19 protein-coding genes and 1 riboswitch are annotated in these 14,818 nt (G+C 68.9%); of the genes, 13 read left to right on the top strand and 6 right to left on the bottom strand.

Annotated features, from left to right (window positions below):
* The first annotated feature begins 4 nt into the window (after nucleotides 1-4).
* From QPR87_RS07835 to aroQ, 3 genes are read left to right on the top strand one after another with little or no spacing between them, the layout of a single operon-like run.
* Nucleotides 5-1,885 (top strand): PAS-domain containing protein, encoded by a 1,881-nt coding sequence (locus tag QPR87_RS07835; RefSeq protein WP_285049018.1) that lies wholly within the window; start codon nucleotides 5-7, stop codon nucleotides 1,883-1,885.
* Complete coding sequence (locus QPR87_RS07830) at nucleotides 1,878-2,579, top strand: response regulator transcription factor (RefSeq protein ID WP_011746396.1); 702 nt, start codon at nucleotides 1,878-1,880, stop codon at nucleotides 2,577-2,579. Before QPR87_RS07835 ends, QPR87_RS07830 begins: the two co-directional genes overlap by 8 nt.
* Before the next feature lie 27 nt (nucleotides 2,580-2,606).
* Nucleotides 2,607-3,041 (top strand): type II 3-dehydroquinate dehydratase, encoded by a 435-nt coding sequence (gene aroQ, locus QPR87_RS07825; protein ID WP_285049017.1) that lies wholly within the window; start codon nucleotides 2,607-2,609, stop codon nucleotides 3,039-3,041.
* 64 nt (nucleotides 3,042-3,105) lie between these two features.
* Here the strand turns inward: aroQ and QPR87_RS07820 are convergent, their stop codons facing one another.
* Both QPR87_RS07820 and QPR87_RS07815 read right to left on the bottom strand, forming a co-directional pair.
* A complete protein-coding gene (locus QPR87_RS07820) occupies nucleotides 3,106-3,672 on the bottom strand; it encodes a L,D-transpeptidase family protein (RefSeq protein ID WP_011746394.1) in 567 nt (188 codons plus the stop codon).
* 95 nt (nucleotides 3,673-3,767) lie between these two features.
* Complete coding sequence (locus QPR87_RS07815) at nucleotides 3,768-4,370, bottom strand: HAD family hydrolase (RefSeq protein ID WP_285049016.1); 603 nt, start codon at nucleotides 4,368-4,370, stop codon at nucleotides 3,768-3,770.
* Nucleotides 4,371-4,494: 124 nt separating this feature from the next.
* A riboswitch (TPP riboswitch) is annotated at nucleotides 4,495-4,598 on the top strand.
* A gap of 67 nt (nucleotides 4,599-4,665) precedes the next feature.
* On the opposite strand from QPR87_RS07815, the gene thiD reads away from it, so the two are divergent.
* From thiD to QPR87_RS07765, 10 genes are read left to right on the top strand one after another with little or no spacing between them, the layout of a single operon-like run.
* Complete coding sequence (gene thiD, locus QPR87_RS07810; RefSeq protein ID WP_041529678.1) at nucleotides 4,666-5,493, top strand: bifunctional hydroxymethylpyrimidine kinase/phosphomethylpyrimidine kinase; 828 nt, start codon at nucleotides 4,666-4,668, stop codon at nucleotides 5,491-5,493.
* Complete coding sequence (locus tag QPR87_RS07805; RefSeq protein ID WP_285049015.1) at nucleotides 5,490-6,467, top strand: FAD-dependent oxidoreductase; 978 nt, start codon at nucleotides 5,490-5,492, stop codon at nucleotides 6,465-6,467. The genes thiD and QPR87_RS07805 overlap by 4 nt, the downstream gene beginning before the upstream one ends.
* Nucleotides 6,451-6,648: a sulfur carrier protein ThiS gene (gene thiS, locus QPR87_RS07800; RefSeq protein WP_285049014.1), complete on the top strand. Its 198-nt coding sequence runs from the start codon at nucleotides 6,451-6,453 to the stop codon at nucleotides 6,646-6,648. The genes QPR87_RS07805 and thiS overlap by 17 nt, the downstream gene beginning before the upstream one ends.
* Nucleotide 6,649: 1 nt before the next feature.
* Nucleotides 6,650-7,414: a thiazole synthase gene (locus tag QPR87_RS07795; RefSeq protein WP_285049013.1), complete on the top strand. Its 765-nt coding sequence runs from the start codon at nucleotides 6,650-6,652 to the stop codon at nucleotides 7,412-7,414.
* Nucleotides 7,411-8,007 (top strand): thiamine phosphate synthase, encoded by a 597-nt coding sequence (locus QPR87_RS07790; protein WP_011746388.1) that lies wholly within the window; start codon nucleotides 7,411-7,413, stop codon nucleotides 8,005-8,007. Before QPR87_RS07795 ends, QPR87_RS07790 begins: the two co-directional genes overlap by 4 nt.
* Complete coding sequence (locus QPR87_RS07785; protein WP_285049012.1) at nucleotides 8,004-8,966, top strand: HesA/MoeB/ThiF family protein; 963 nt, start codon at nucleotides 8,004-8,006, stop codon at nucleotides 8,964-8,966. Before QPR87_RS07790 ends, QPR87_RS07785 begins: the two co-directional genes overlap by 4 nt.
* Nucleotides 8,963-9,934 carry an ABC transporter substrate-binding protein gene (locus QPR87_RS07780; RefSeq protein ID WP_285049011.1) on the top strand — a complete coding sequence of 324 codons (972 nt, stop codon included), beginning with the start codon at nucleotides 8,963-8,965 and terminating at the stop codon, nucleotides 9,932-9,934. The genes QPR87_RS07785 and QPR87_RS07780 overlap by 4 nt, the downstream gene beginning before the upstream one ends.
* Nucleotides 9,931-10,605, top strand: coding sequence for a thiaminase II (gene tenA, locus QPR87_RS07775; RefSeq protein WP_285049010.1), 675 nt, complete (start codon nucleotides 9,931-9,933; stop codon nucleotides 10,603-10,605). The genes QPR87_RS07780 and tenA overlap by 4 nt, the downstream gene beginning before the upstream one ends.
* Nucleotides 10,602-11,360, top strand: a complete 759-nt coding sequence (locus QPR87_RS07770) for an ABC transporter ATP-binding protein (protein ID WP_285049009.1) — start codon at nucleotides 10,602-10,604, stop codon at nucleotides 11,358-11,360. The genes tenA and QPR87_RS07770 overlap by 4 nt, the downstream gene beginning before the upstream one ends.
* Entirely contained in the window at nucleotides 11,357-12,088 is a 732-nt protein-coding gene (locus QPR87_RS07765) for an ABC transporter permease (protein WP_285049008.1), read from the top strand. Before QPR87_RS07770 ends, QPR87_RS07765 begins: the two co-directional genes overlap by 4 nt.
* On the opposite strand, the gene mobA is transcribed toward QPR87_RS07765, so the two are convergent.
* Genes mobA through QPR87_RS07745 form a run of 4 tightly spaced genes read right to left on the bottom strand, consistent with a single transcriptional unit; the run spans nucleotide 12,085 to nucleotide 14,805 of the window.
* A complete protein-coding gene (mobA, locus tag QPR87_RS07760) occupies nucleotides 12,085-12,687 on the bottom strand; it encodes a molybdenum cofactor guanylyltransferase MobA (RefSeq protein ID WP_285049007.1) in 603 nt (200 codons plus the stop codon). The two genes, QPR87_RS07765 and mobA, sit on opposite strands and share 4 nt — an antisense overlap.
* Nucleotides 12,684-13,274 carry a hypothetical protein gene (locus QPR87_RS07755; protein WP_011746381.1) on the bottom strand — a complete coding sequence of 197 codons (591 nt, stop codon included), beginning with the start codon at nucleotides 13,272-13,274 and terminating at the stop codon, nucleotides 12,684-12,686. The genes mobA and QPR87_RS07755 overlap by 4 nt, the downstream gene beginning before the upstream one ends.
* Entirely contained in the window at nucleotides 13,271-14,089 is an 819-nt protein-coding gene (locus QPR87_RS07750) for a lanthanide ABC transporter permease protein PedC (protein ID WP_011746380.1), read from the bottom strand. Before QPR87_RS07750 ends, QPR87_RS07755 begins: the two co-directional genes overlap by 4 nt.
* The gene (locus tag QPR87_RS07745; RefSeq protein ID WP_011746379.1) at nucleotides 14,086-14,805 is read right to left on the bottom strand and encodes a lanthanide ABC transporter ATP-binding protein PedB/LutE; all 720 of its coding nucleotides are present in this window, start codon (nucleotides 14,803-14,805) and stop codon (nucleotides 14,086-14,088) included. The genes QPR87_RS07750 and QPR87_RS07745 overlap by 4 nt, the downstream gene beginning before the upstream one ends.
* Nucleotides 14,806-14,818 lie beyond the last annotated feature (13 nt).

Genomic DNA, 14,818 nt, shown 5'->3' with positions numbered 1-14,818 from the left:
CGCAATGCTGGGGACGGACATGCCCTCGAACGACCGGCACGCCGAGTTGACCCGCTCGGGGTTGAACCTGATCCAGCAGGCGATCTCGATCTTCGACGCCGACCTGCGGCTGGCCGTCAGCAATCGCCCCTATCAGGCGATGTTCGGCCTGCCGGACAAACTGACCCGCGCCGGCGCCACCTTCCAGGACACGATCCGCTATCTGGTCCATCGCGGCGAATACGGCCCCCAGGACGACCCCGAGGCCGCGATCCGCGAGCGCGTCGACCAGGCCCGCACCTTCCAGCCGCATTACATGGAGCGAAAGCGCGCCGACGGCCGCTGGATCTCGGTCGAGGGGGCGCCCCTGTCGCAGGGCGGCTGGATCGCCGTCTATACCGACATCACCCATATCAAGCGGCAGGAGGAACTGCTGCGCGCCCGGTCCGAGGAACTCTCCGAACGGGTGCTGGAGAATGCCGAGCGGCTTTCGGCCGCGAACCGGGCGCTGGCCGCGACCAATGCCGCGCTGGAGGAGGCAAAGCGCATCCTGACCGAATCCGAGGCCCGCACCCGCCATGTCACCGCCATGGTCCCGGCCCATATCGCGCATATGGACCGGGACTATCGCTATACCTTCTCGAACAACCAGATCTCGATGGTGTTCCCGGGCTCGAACGCGTCGATCATCGGCCGGCAATGCGAAACGGTGCTGGGGGCCGAGACCTTCGCCCGCATCCGCACGCATCTGGACCGCGCCATCGCCGGCCAGCCGCAAGTGTTCGAGATCACGCACCCGCCCTCGGGCCGACGCATCCGCATCGCGCTGACCCCGGACCAGAACGGGCGCGGCGTCTATATCCTGTCCACCGACGTCACCGCCGAGGTGCAGGCGCGCGAGGCGCTGACCCATGCGGCCAAGCGCGCGGTGGCGGCGCAGATGACCTCGGGGCTGGCGCATGACTTCGGCAACCTGCTGACCATCATCCTCGGCCTGCAGGGCCGGCTGGCCCGCGCCGGGCTGCCGCACGAACAGGCCGAGGACGTGCAGGCCACGCTGGCCGCCGCCCGGCGCGGGGTGCGCCTGCTAGACGGCATCTCGGCGCTGACCGGCGGGCGCGAGCACCAGCCGCAGCCGGTCGAACTGCGCGCCATGCTGGACGACCTGGCGGCGATGACCCGGCCGACGCTGGGCGCCGGCGTTGCGCTGGACAGCCGCATTGGCGAACTGCCGGCGCGGGTGATGCTGGACCCCGGCGCATTGCAGGACGCGCTGCTCAACCTGATCCTGAACGCGCGCGACGCCATGCGGGGCCAGGGCCGCATCACGGTCGAGGCCCGGCCCGCCGGGCGCTGGCTGGAAATCTCGGTCACCGATACCGGCCCGGGTTTTTCCGACGAGGCGCTGGCGCGGGCCACCGAGCCCTTCTTCACCACCAAGGGCAGCCAGGGCACCGGACTTGGCCTGTCGATGGTCTATGACCAGATCAAGCTTTCGGGCGGCACCCTGCGGCTTGGCAATGCCGAGAGCGGCGGTGCCCGGATCACCATCCGGCTGCCGCTGCGCGCCGTGCGCCCGCATCTGGTGCTGCTGGTCGAGGACGACGACGCCATCCGCGCCCATATCCGCGAGATGCTGACCGCCCAGGGCCATTCCGTGATCGAAGCCGGCTCGCTCTCCGAGGCGCGGGGCCTGACCGACCTCGCCGGCCTGACGCTGATCCTGTCCGACCTGCAACTGGGCGACGGCTCGGGCGCTGATCTGCGGGGCTGCGGCCTGCCCCTGATCCTGATGACGGCGCTGCCGCCGGGCGATCCGCGCAGATCGGGGCTTGACTGCCCGGTCCTGACCAAGCCCTTTGGCGACACCGAACTGGCCGTGGCCATGGCAGAGACCGATGACTGACACCCCCCTGATCGCCATTCTCGACGACGAGCCCGAAATCCGCCGCCTGCTGTCCTCGGCGCTGGAGGAGGCCGGCTTTCGCACCGTCAGCTTCGCCCGCGCCACCGAATTCGAGGCGGCGCTGCGCCGCATCCAGCCCGATGCCTGCCTGATCGACCTGGGCCTGCCCGACCGCGACGGGCTGGCGCTGGTCCACCGGCTGGCCAGCGAATCCGGCGCGGCGATCATCATCATCTCGGGCCGGGCGCAAGTGCAGGACCGCGTGACCGGGCTGGAGCTGGGCGCCGACGACTACATCATCAAGCCCTTCGATCCGGCCGAGGTGGTGGCCCGCATCCGCGCGCGGCTGCGCAAGCCGCAGCGCGAGACGGGCCCCGGCCGCCAGCAGATCCGCTTTGCCGGCTGGTCCGCGGATTTCGACCGCTATACGCTGACCTCGCCCGAAGGGGCCGAGACCCCGATCAGCCATGCCGAGGCCGAGGTGCTGCGGCTGTTTCTCGACAATCCGCGCCGGCTGATCTCGCGCGCGCAGATGCTGGAAACGCTGGGAGGCACGGCGGGCGAAAGCTTCGACCGGGCGATGGACGTGCGCATCTCGCGCCTGCGCACCAAGCTGGGCGAGGACCCCAAGAACCCGCGCCTGATCAAGACGATCTACGGCGCGGGCTATATCTTCCTGGCCGAACTGGGCTAGATTGCCCCCATCTTCGCGGAGAACGCCATGCCCACCGTCTATGTCCTGAACGGCCCGAACCTGAACCTCCTGGGCCAGCGCCAGCCCGAGATCTATGGCAGCACCACGCTGGCCGACGTGGAACGCGACTGCAAGGCGCTGGGGGCCGAGCTGGGGCTGGAGATCGCCTTCCACCAGTCGAACCACGAGGGCGCGATCATCGACCTGATCCACGAGGCGCGGCTGAAGGCGCAGGCCATCGTCATCAACCCGGCCGCCTTTACCCATACCTCGGTCGTGATCCTGGACGCGCTGAACACCTTCGACGGGCCGGTGATCGAGGTGCATATCTCGAACGTCCACAAGCGCGAAAGCTTCCGGCACCATTCCTATGTCAGCCTGCGCGCCGAGGGCGTGATCGCCGGCTTCGGCATACACGGCTACCTGCTGGCGCTGCGCCATGTGGCGAAGCTGGTGGGATAGGCGGCTCCTGCGGCACCGGCATCGCTCGAACACGGCGACCCGACGCAGCCCCGGCGCGCGGGATTCACGGCGCCCATTCGGCCTTGATCGTTATCGAGGTGCCATTCGGCGTCAGGGACCAGATTTCCCGCATCTCGTCGTTGGTCACGGCAATGCAGCCATCGGTCCAGTCCAACAGCCGATGCAACCGGCCCATCGCCCCCCATCCGTTGGGCAGGCCATGGATCATGATATTCCCGCCCGGACTGTATCCCGCCTGCCGCGCCCGTTCGCTGTCCTCGGCATTGGGATAGGAAACGTGCAGGCTGAGATGGGCGATAGAGCGGGGATTGCGCCAATCGATCCGATAGGTGCCCTCGGGCGTCCGCTCGTCCCCTTCCCGCTGCTTGTGGCCCTGGTTCCAGTTTGATCCCATGGCGATGCGATAGGTTTTCAGGATTCTATCGCCACGCAGCAGATACATGGTCTTGTCGCCCTTCGAGACGACGATGCGATCCGCCTGCTGTTCCGGCAGGGCATAGGCCGGGGGCTGGCCCGAGCCGATCCTTGCCATCACCTTGGTATAGCCGACCGCCGCTCCTGCCAGAAGCAGCAGGGCAACGGGGATGAAATAGAGGGAACGGTATCGCAAAGGGTCAACTCACTGCCAACTGCGCCCATGCTGGCAAGAAAGCGCCGCAGGTTCAATGACCCCGGCGCGACAGCCACCTGAGCAGGGCGCGACGCTCAAATCACCCCGCGCCGCGCCAGCTCCTCGCCCAGCGCCTCGGCGCCCGTAAAGTGGATCGCGTCGATGCCCAGCGCGCGGGCGCCCTCGGCATTGGCCGCGCTGTCGTCGATGAAGATGCAATCCTCGGCCACCAGCCCGTTGCGATCCATCAGCAGCCGATAGATCGCCGGCTCGGGCTTCAGCACGCCGACCTGGCCCGAGACCAGGATATCGGCAAAAAGCCCGCCCAGCCGGGGATGCAGTTCCAGCGCATGCGGCCAGGTTTCGGCCGACCAGTTGGTCAGCGCATAAAGCGGCACGCCGCGCGCCAGAAGCGCCTCGGCAATCGCCCAGGTGCCGGGCACGGTCTTTTCGATGGCGACCGGAAAGGCCAGCGGATAGCCGGCCAGATGCCGCGCCTCGTCGCCATGGACGGCGCGGGCGGCGGCCACCCCCTCGGCAAAGCTGCGCCCACCGTCCTGTATCCGGTTCCAGTCGGCAAAACCGATGCGCTTCATCCAGGCCTCGGCCTCGGCCCGGCTGGTGAACACATCCGCAAAGGCCAGTGCCGGATCCCAGTCGATCAGCACCCCACCCAGGTCGAAGATCACGCTTTTCATCGCATCCTTCCGTTTCCGTCGGGCACAGATCGGCCCGAATGGCCGGTGCTGTAAAGCCCGAAAAATCGCCGCCCGCCGTCTCCCTTGCAAAGCGGGGCGCCAGGGCCTAGTGTCACGCGGAAGACTCATACACTTGGGGAGCCTCGCACGAGGCTGAGAGGTGCCCGGCACCGACCCATCGAACCTGATCCGGGTCATGCCGGCGTAGGGAAGGGTAGAGTGAAGCGGCCCTGATACCTTGGCCGCCACCCATCCGCCCCGCGTCCCCATGCCCGGCCGAAACGAAAGGCGGGCCATGTCGGGATTGCAGCCCCATCCCATCGCACTGACCATCGCCGGCTCGGACAGCGGCGGCGGCGCCGGAATCCAGGCGGACCTGAAGACCTTCTCGGCGCTGGGCGTCTATGGCGCCTCGGTGATCACCGCGATCACCGCGCAGAACACCCGCACCGTCGCCGCGGTCGAGCCCGTCAGCCCGGCCATGGTCGCGGCCCAGATCGACGCGGTCTTCGGCGATCTGGAGGTGCGCGCGATCAAGATCGGCATGGTCGGCGGCGTGGATGCGATCACGGTCGTCGCCGACCGGCTGGCCGCGCTTCTGGCGGACAATCCGGTGCCGGTGGTGCTGGACCCGGTGATGGTGGCGAAATCCGGCGACGCGCTTTTGCCGGACGAGGCCGTCTCGGCGCTGCGCGAGCAGTTGATCCCGCTGGCGACCGTGCTGACCCCGAACCTGCCCGAGGCGGCGCGCCTTCTGGACCGCGAGCCCGCCGCGACGCCCGAAGAGATGCGCCGGCAAGGCGAGGCGCTGCGCGCGCTGGGCGCCGCCCATGTGCTGATGAAGGGCGGCCATGCGACCGAGGACACCTGCACCGACCTGCTGGTCGGGTCCGAACCCCTGATCCTGACCGCACCGCGCCAGCAGACCCACAACACCCACGGCACCGGCTGTTCGCTGTCCTCGGCCATCGCGGCGGGGCTGGCGCAGGGGCTGACGGTGGCGCAGGCCGCGACCCGCGCCCATGGCTGGCTGCAAGGCGCCATCGCCCGCGCCGATGAGCTGGCGGTCGGGCTGGGTCATGGCCCGGTGCATCATTTCCACCAGCTCTGGAGGCAGGCATGAACCAGATCACCATCCTGGGCTCTGGGGTGATGGGGCTTTGCATCGCCACCGAACTGGCCGCACGCGGAATCGCACCGCGCATCGTCGACCCCGCCGGCAAGCCCGGCTCACAGGCTTGCAGCTGGCGCGCCGGGGGCATGCTGGCGCCTTATTGCGAGGCGGAAAGCGCCGAGCCGGTGGTCCTGCGCCTGGGCGTCGATGCCGCAGACTGGTGGCAGGCGAACGGCGCCGAAGTCGTCCGTCGCGGCACGCTGGTCCTGGCCCCCTCGCGCGACCGGGCGGAACTCGACCGCTTCGCCCGGCTGACCGAGGCGCATCAACCCGTCGCCGCCGAGGAAATCGCGGCGCTGGAGCCCGAACTGGCCGGCCGTTTCCCGCGCGGGCTGCATTTCGCCACCGAGGCGCATCTGAACCCGCGCGCCGCACTGCTGGCGCTGCGCGACAGACTGGAGGCGCAGGGCATTCGCATCGAGACCGAGGGCAATCCCACCGGGATGGTCGTCGATGCACGCGGCCTTGCCGCCCGCGACGAACTCCACGACCTGCGCGGCGTGCGCGGCGAGATGCTGGTGATCCGCTGCCCCGAGGTGACCCTGACCCGCACCGTCCGCCTGCTGCATCCGCGCATCCCGCTTTATGTCGTGCCGCGCGGCGAGGGCGTCTACATGATCGGCGCCACCATGCTGGAGACCGGCGGCAAGTATCGCGTCACCGCCCGCTCGGCGGTCGAGATGCTTTCCGCCGCCTATGCCCTGCATCCCGGCTTTGCCGAGGCCGAGATCCTGGAGCTTGGCTCGGATGCGCGCCCCGCATTCCCCGACAACCTGCCCCGCCTGCGCCGGCGCGGCGGCACGCTTTACGCAAACGGCCTTTACCGCCACGGCTATCTTCTGGCCCCCGCCGTGGCCCGCATGGCCGCCGATTACCTTGTCGAGGGCCGGAAACCGGAGTTCATGGATGAAGATCACCCTTAACGGAGCGGCGCGCGACCTGACCGGCCCGACCGTGCAGGACGCGCTGGCCGAGATCGGACTGGGCGCGGCCAAGGTGGCGACGGCGCTGAACGGCGCCTTCCTGCCCGCCGCCGCGCGACCCGAAACCACGCTGAAAGACGGCGACGCGCTGGAAATCGTGGCGCCGATGCAGGGGGGCTGAGATGCCGGTTTTTTATGGAACCCGGGTCGAAAGCCCGCTGATGCTGGGCACGGCGCAATATCCCTCGCCCGCGATCATGGCCGAGGCGTTCCGCGCCTCGCGCGCCGGCATCGCCACTGTCAGCCTGCGGCGCGAAGGCGGCGCGGGCCAGGATTTTCATCGCCTGATCAAGGATCTGGGCATCCCCGTCCTGCCCAATACCGCCGGCTGCCATTCGGTGCGCGAGGCGGTGACGACCGCGCAGATGGCGCGTGAGCTGTTCGAGACGCCCTGGATCAAGCTGGAGGTGATCCGCGACGACGACACGCTTTGTCCCGACGTGATCGCGCTGGTCGAGGCGGCGCGGGTGCTGTCCGACGACGGCTTCCAGGTCTTTCCCTATTGCACCGAGGATCTGTCGGTCTGCGGCCGGCTGCTGGATGCGGGCTGCCAGGTGCTGATGCCCTGGGGGGCGCCCATCGGCTCGGGCCGGGGGCTGAACAATCCCTACGGGCTGCGCAGCCTGCGGGCGCATTTTCCCGACGTGCCGCTGGTGGTGGATGCCGGCATCGGCCTGCCCAGCCATGCGGCGCAGGCGATGGAGCTGGGCTATGACGCCGTTCTGCTGAACACAGCCGTCGCCAAGGCCGGCGATCCGGTGGCCATGGCCCGCGCCATGGCGCTGGCGATCGAGGCGGGACAGCTGGCGCATGGCGCGAACCCGATCGAGGCCCGCGACATGGCCGCGCCCTCGACCCCCCTGTTCGGAATGGCGGTGCTGGGATGAGATTGCCGCGCTTCTATCCGATCTTCGACAGCAGCGACTGGCTGCGCCGCGCCCTGCCGCTGGGCGTGAAGCTGGTGCAGATCCGCATCAAGGACCAGCCCCCCGCCCGGCTCTTGGGTGAACTGGCTCTGTGCCAGGAGCTTTGCCGCGAACATGGCGCGATGCTGGTCGTCAACGATCACTGGCAGGCCGCCATCGACCTTGGCTGCGATTTCATCCATCTGGGACAGGAGGATCTGGACGAGGCCGACATTCCTGCGATCCGCAAGGCGGGGTTGCGGCTGGGCATCTCGACCCATGACCATGCCGAACTGGACCGGGCGCTGGCGCTGCGGCCCGATTACGTCGCGCTGGGGCCGGTCTGGCCGACGATCCTGAAGAAGATGAAATGGGAACAACAAGGGCTGGACCGGGTGCGCGAATGGCGCCGGCTGGTCGGCGCGACGCCCCTGGTTGCCATCGGTGGCGTGACCCCCGAGCGCGCGCTGGAGGCATTCACCGCCGGCGCCGACGTCGCCTCGGCCGTGACCGACATCACGCTCAACCCCGACCCCGAGGGCCGCATCCGCGAATGGCTGCGGGTGGCGGCATGAACCGCTACGCCCGCCAGATGGTCCTGCCCGAGGTCGGCGCCGAGGGGCAGGAACGCATCGCCGCCGCCCATGTGCTGGTCGTCGGCGCGGGCGGGCTGGGCGTGCCGGTGCTGCAATATCTGGCAGGCGCCGGCATCGGGCGCATCACCCTGGTGGACCCCGACACGGTCGAGGAATCGAACCTGCATCGCCAGCCGCTTTACCGCATGAAGGACATCGGCCAGCCCAAGGTCCGCGCCGCAGCGCAGGCCGTGGCCCGGCTGAATCCTGCGGTGGAAATCGAGGCGCTGGCGGACCGTCTGACACCCCTGAACGCGCCGGTGCTGGTCGCGGCGGCAGATGTGGTGCTGGATTGCGCCGACAGCTATGCCGCCAGCTATACGCTCTCGGACGCCTGCCTCGCGGCGGGCAAGCCGCTGATCTCGGCCTCGGCCCTGGGGCTTGCGGGCTATGTCGGCGGCTTCTGTGGGGGCGCCCCCAGTCTGCGGGCGCTGTTCCCCGACCCGCCCGACAGCGGCCAGACCTGCGCCACGGCCGGGGTGCTGGGCCCGGTGGTCGGGATGCTCGGTTGCATCCAGGCGCAGATGGCGCTGCGGCTGCTTCTGGGCACGACCCCCTCTCCCTTGGGCGAATTCATCCGCTTCGACAACGGCCGCTTCACGCAGTTCCGTTTCGATGCCGCACCCGAGGCCGACGGCCCGCGCTTCATCGCCCGCGAGGAGATCCGCGCGGCCGACCTGGTCATCGACCTGCGCCCCGAGGACGAGGCGCCGCGCAAGGCCACACCGGACGCGCTGCGCATCCCCGGCTACGGTGCCGCCGGCCCCCTGCCCGATCCCGGCCAGCGCGTGGTGCTGGCCTGCCGTTCCGGCCTGCGCTCATGGCGCGCCGCCGACGCCCTTTCACGCCGCTGGAGCGGCGAGATCACCCTTCTTGCCCTTGGAGACGACGACCGATGAAACATCTCACCCTTGCCGCCGCCTTCGCCATGCTCGCCCTGCCTGCCCATGCGCAGGACAAGGTCACGCTGATCCTGGACTGGTTCGTGAACCCCGACCACGCACCGATCATCGTCGCCCAGGAAAAGGGCTTCTTCGCCGAGGAAGGGCTGGAGGTCGAGGTCGTCGCCCCCGCCGATCCCTCGGACCCGCCGAAGCTGGTCGCCGCCGGCAGGGCCGATTACGCGATCAGCTACCAGCCGCAACTGCATCTGCAGGTGCATGAGGGCCTGCCGCTGAAGCGCGTCGGCACGCTGGTCGCAACGCCGCTGAACTGCCTGATGGTCAAGGCCGACGGCCCGGTGCAGGAGATCGCCGATCTCAAGGGCAAGAAGATCGGCTATTCCGTCTCGGGCGTCGAAGAGGCGCTGGTCGGCCAGATCCTCAGGACTGCCGGCCTGACCATGCAGGATGTCGAGATGGTCAACGTGAACTGGTCGCTTTCGCCCGCGCTGATCGCCGGCCAGGTCGATGCCACCATCGGCGCCTATCGCAATTTCGAACTGACCCAGATGCGGCTGGAGGGCGCCGAGGGCAAATGCTTCTTCGTCGAGGAGCAGGGCGTGCCGACCTATGACGAGCTGATCTTCATCGCCAACCCGGCCGATCTGGACCTGGATCGCACCCGCCGCCTGCTGCATGCGGTCGAACGCGGCGCGCAATACATGGTCAACCACCCCGAGGAAAGCTGGGAACTGTTCTCGGCCACCGCGCCCGACCTGAAGGACGAATTGAACGCCGAGGCGTGGAAGGACACGCTGCCCCGCTTTTCGCAAAGCCCGGCGGCGCTGGACCAGGGCCGCTATGCGCGGTTCGAAGCCTTCCTGCACGAAGCCGGGCTGGTCGACGGCGTGCTGCCGGTCTCGGACCTGGCGCTGGACGTGGGGGCGCAGGACATGGAAGCGCAGGACATGGGGGCGGCGCAATGAACCGCTACGGCCATGCCTTTGCAGCCTGGCGGGCCGAGGCGCAGCCCGACTGGGACGCCTATACCCGCCACCCCTTCGTCGAGGGGCTGCGCGACGGCACGCTGCCGCAATCCCGCTTTCTGACCTATCTGGTGCAGGACTACCTGTTCCTGAAGAACTTCTCGCGCGCCTGGGCGCTGGCCGTGGTCAAGGCCGGCGACCTCGATGAGATGCGGGCCTGTTCCGCGACGGTCCACACGCTGCTCGACCACGAGATGAGCCTGCATGTCCAGACCTGCGCCCGCGCCGGCATGGGCCCCGAGGTGCTGGCCAATGCGCAAGAGGCCGTCACCAACATCGCCTATACCCGCTATGTGCTGGAGGCCGGCTATTCAGGCGATTTCCTTGATCTCCTGGCGGCGCTGATGCCCTGCGTGATCGGTTACGGCGAAATCGGGCTGCGGCTGGCGACCGAGGCGGCGCCCGACACGCCCTATCGCGAATGGATCGACACCTATGCCGGCGCGGAATACCAGGCCGCCTGCGTTTCGGCCGGCGCGTTGCTGGACAGCGCCATCCGCAAGCGGCTGGGCGAGGCGCCCGAGAAAAGCCCGCGTTGGGCCGCGCTGTCGGATCGCTTCGCCACCGCCACGCGGCTCGAAGTCGCCTTCTGGGAACTGGGCCGCGAATGACTGCCGCAGCGGCCTCGGTTCGCGGCCGTGCATGGGTCGGCGATGCGCCACTGTTCGCGCCCGTCGATCTGGTGCTGCACCCGGGCGGCTGGACCTGCCTGCTCGGTCCCTCGGGCGTCGGCAAATCGACCATCCTGCGCCTGATCGCCGGGCTGGAAACCGGCGCGCGCTTCGAGGGCGAGGTAACGCGCAACCGTCCCGTCGCGTTGATGGCGCAGGATCCCGGGCTGATCCCCTGGCTGGACGTGACCGGCAATGTCACGCTGGGCGCGCGCCTGCGCGGCACGCTGCGAGCTTCTGCGTCGTCCCAACACGCCGATGGGCCCCCCGGGCAGGAAGCAGACCCAACCGCCCGCGCGGTCGCGCTGATCGAGGCCGTTGGCCTTACCGACCGTGCCCATCACCTGCCCGCCAATCTTTCGGGCGGCCAGCGCCAGCGCGTCGCCCTGGCCCGCACGCTGTTCGAGGACCGGCCGCTGGTGCTGCTGGACGAGCCCTTCTCGGCGCTCGATGCGCGCACAAGGGCGCAGATGCAGGATCTGGCGGCACGGCTGCTGGACACCCGCACGGTGCTGCTGGTCACCCACGACCCGGCCGAGGCCGCGCGGCTGGGCGACCGCATCCTGCTGCTGCGCGAGACGGGGCTGACCGACTGGCCCATCGCCAGCCCGCGTCCGAAAGCCGCCGCCCGGCCCTATGACGCACCCGAGGTGCTAAGCCTGCAAGCCGATCTGATGCGCGGGATGATGGCATGAGAACCGTCGCCGCCCTGATCGTCACCGTCCTGCTGCTGTGGCAGGGGATCATCTGGCTGGCCGGCATGCCGCCCTTTCTGCTGCCCTCGCCGCTCAGGGTGCTGGATGCGCTGTGGCTGAACCGGGCCGAGATCGCCCGCCATGCCGGCTTCACCCTGACCGAGGTGGTGCTGGGCTTTGCGCTGGGCTCGGCCCTCGGCGCGACTCTCGCGGTGGCAATGGGGTTTTCGCAGAAGCTGACCGGCGTCCTGCGGCCGATCCTGACCTTCAGCCAGACCATCCCGGTCTTTGCCCTGGCGCCGATCCTGACGCTGTGGCTGGGCTTCGGCATGGCGCCCAAGATCGCCATGACCGTTCTGATCGTGTTCTTTCCGGTGGCCAGCGCCTTTCTGGACGGGCTGATGCGCACGCCGCAGGCGGCGCTGGACCTGGCGCAGGTCATGGGCGCCAGCCGCATCCGCATCATGCGCCACCTACGCATTCCGGCGGCGCTGCCCAGCCTTGCCACCGGGCTGCGGCTGGCGGCGGTCTATGCGCCCATCGGCGCGGTGATCGGCGAATGGGTCGGCGGCGCCCGCGGCCTGGGCGCCCTGATGATCCATGCCAACGGCCGGATGAAGACCGACCTGGTCTTTGCCGCACTGCTGGTTCTGTCGGTGATGACGGTGATCTTTGCCAGGGCGGTCGCCATCGCGCTGCACCGGCTGCTGCGCCGCTATGGCGTCTAGACCAGGCGCGCGGCGCGGGCCAGATCCTCGGGGGTGTTGAGGTTCAGGAACGGGTCCACGGGGCGGCTGTCGAACACCGCCCGCCCCGGATCATGCGCGGCCGCAAACTGGCCGATCCGGTGCAGGCCGGATTCCAGCGCGTCGCGCAATTCCCCGCGCAGCGACACGGGCCAAAGCGCACAGGTCGGATGATCGCGCAACTGGCCGCTGTCGTCCGGGCTGGCGGCGATGGCGACGCCTGAACGGCCGGCCGCCTCGCGCAGCCGATGCACCAGATCCTCGGGCAGAAAGGGCGTATCGACGCTGACGCTGACCACGCTGTCGGCCCCCTCGCCCGCCGCCCATTCCATGCCGGCCAGAACCCCGGCCAGCGGCCCGGCGAAACCGGCGATGCCATCCGCGATCACCGGCAGCCCGTATCCCTCGAACTGCCCCGGCTCGCCATTGGCATTGATCGCAAGCCGCCCGCATTGCGGCGAAAGCCGGGCGATCACCCGCGACAGCAACGTCTCTCCCGCCAGCATCCGCAGCGCCTTGTTGCCGCCGCCCATGCGGGTCGACAGCCCTCCGGCCAGGATGACGGCGGGGACCGGGCTCATTGCAGCCCCGCCGCGATGGCACGGGCCAGCGCAAAGACCCGCTGCTCCAGGATCACCGGCGTCTCGCAGACATAGGTCAGCGCCTGCTGGCGGTCCTGGAAGATGCGCATGTCCCAGTCCAGCCGTTCCTCTTCGGCGTCGATGGCGTCGAAATCCGGGGCTTCGGCCTTTTGCATCTCTTCCATCTTGGCACGGTGATCCTGGATCCTTTGTGCCAGATCGACCTGCTTGTGGCCATAGCGCGCGATACCGGCGATCAGCGCGGCGCGATGCGGCTCGATCCGGTCGAAGATCGCCACCACAAGCGCCGTCAGTTGCTGGTTGTCCGCGGTCTTGGCGAACTCGGCGATCTCGGCCTCGGCCTCGGCCAGCGGCAGGCGGCGCTGTTCCAGCCGGTCGGCCAGCGCTGCGATCCCGGGCGTGCGTGCCAGGTCCCGCGCGGCCTCGTCCGGCTCGGGTCCGCTCCACATCTGGCCCAGAGACAGATTCGGCTGCTTGCGCTGCACGCAGGGCCACTCGGGATCGGTGCCGTTTTCCGCCTGCGCCGCACCCGCAGCCAGACAAAGCGCCAGAACAAGGTATCTCATGCTCCCCCCTTTCGCCGGGCCCAAAGCCCCTTGGCCGGATCATACATGACGACGGCCCCTGCAAAGAACAGGATCAGGCAACCCGACACCACCGAGAAGGACAGAAGATCGAAGCGCGCGTAAAGGGCAAAGCGGACCAACTCAACCGCATGGGTGAAGGGATTGACCGCGCAGATGTCATGCAGGAGCGGCGAGCTTTCGTTCATCCGCCACAGCGGGTAAAGCGCACTGGAGGCGAAGAACATCGGGAAGATGACGAAATTCATCACCCCCGCAAAGTTTTCCAGCTGGCGGATGGCGGAGGACAGGAACAACCCCATCGCCCCCAGCATCAGCCCGGACAGGAACAGCGCCGGCAGCACGGCCAGATAGCCGATGGCGGGCGGGCGCACGTCCCAGAACCAAGCGATGGCCAGGAAGGTATAGACCTGGATGATCGACACGATCACCCCCGCCACCAGCTTGCTGGCCAGCAGGAACCAGCGCGGGAACGGGCTGACCAGCAGCGTGCGCATCGCCCCGGTCTCGCGGTCATGCACCATCGAGAGCGAGCTTTGCATGCCGTTGAACAACTGGATCATCGCGCAAAGACCGGGCGTCACATAGACCTCGTAAAGCACATAGGTCTGATAGGGTGGCGTGATCGACAGGCCCAGCACGGCACGGAAACCCGCGGCAAAGATGAAAAGCCAGACCAGCGGCCGCACCAGCGCCGCCAGGAAGCGGCCGCGCTGGTTGACGAAACGCAGGGTCTCGCGCCGGGCGATGCCCAGAAAGGCGGTCAGCCACATGCGCGGGGTCAGGCGGCGGCTCATGCCGGCTCCCCGGTCAGGCGCAGGAAGGTGGCGGTCAGGTCGTCGCCGCCGATCTCTCCGGCATTGCCGCGCGCCAGCACCTCGCCCTTGTGCAGGATGACCAGCCCGTCCTCGGGCCGGATCTCGTCGAGGATATGCGTGGCCCACAGTGCAGAGACCCCGCCCCGCACCAGTTCGCGGGTCAGCGCCACCACCTCGGCGCGGGATTTCACGTCAAGGCCGACGGTCGCCTCGTCCAGAAGCAGGATCTCGGGGCGGTGGATCAGGGCACGGGCGATCTCGGCCCGGCGGCTCTGCCCGCCGGACAGCGCCGAGACCCTGGCATGCAGCCGGTCCGACAGATCGACCTGCGCCAGCACCTCGACACTGCGCGCCCGCGCCTCGCGCCGGGGAATGCCATGCAGCGCGGCATGATATTCCAGGTTCTGCGCCACGGTCAGGTCGGCATCCAGCGCGCGGGACTGGAACACCACCCCCAGCCGCGCCAGCGCCGCGCCGGGCTGGCGGCGCAGGTCATGCCCCGCCACCTCGATCCGGCCCGAGCGGTTGTCGTAAAGCCTGGTGATCAGTGAGAACAGCGTGGTCTTGCCAGCGCCGTTCACGCCCAGAAGCGCGGTGAAGCCGCCGCGCGGCACGGTCAGCGACACGTCCTTCAGCGCGGGGACGCGGCCGAAGCTGTGGCTGACATGCTGGATGGAAAGCGCGTCCTGCGGCATCTGGCGAAGGGCG

It is taken from the genome of Paracoccus sp. SSJ (assembly GCF_030234105.1).
In the GTDB taxonomy this organism is placed as follows: Bacteria; Pseudomonadota; Alphaproteobacteria; order Rhodobacterales; family Rhodobacteraceae; genus Paracoccus; species Paracoccus denitrificans.
This window is presented reverse-complemented; position numbering and strand designations above follow the sequence as displayed.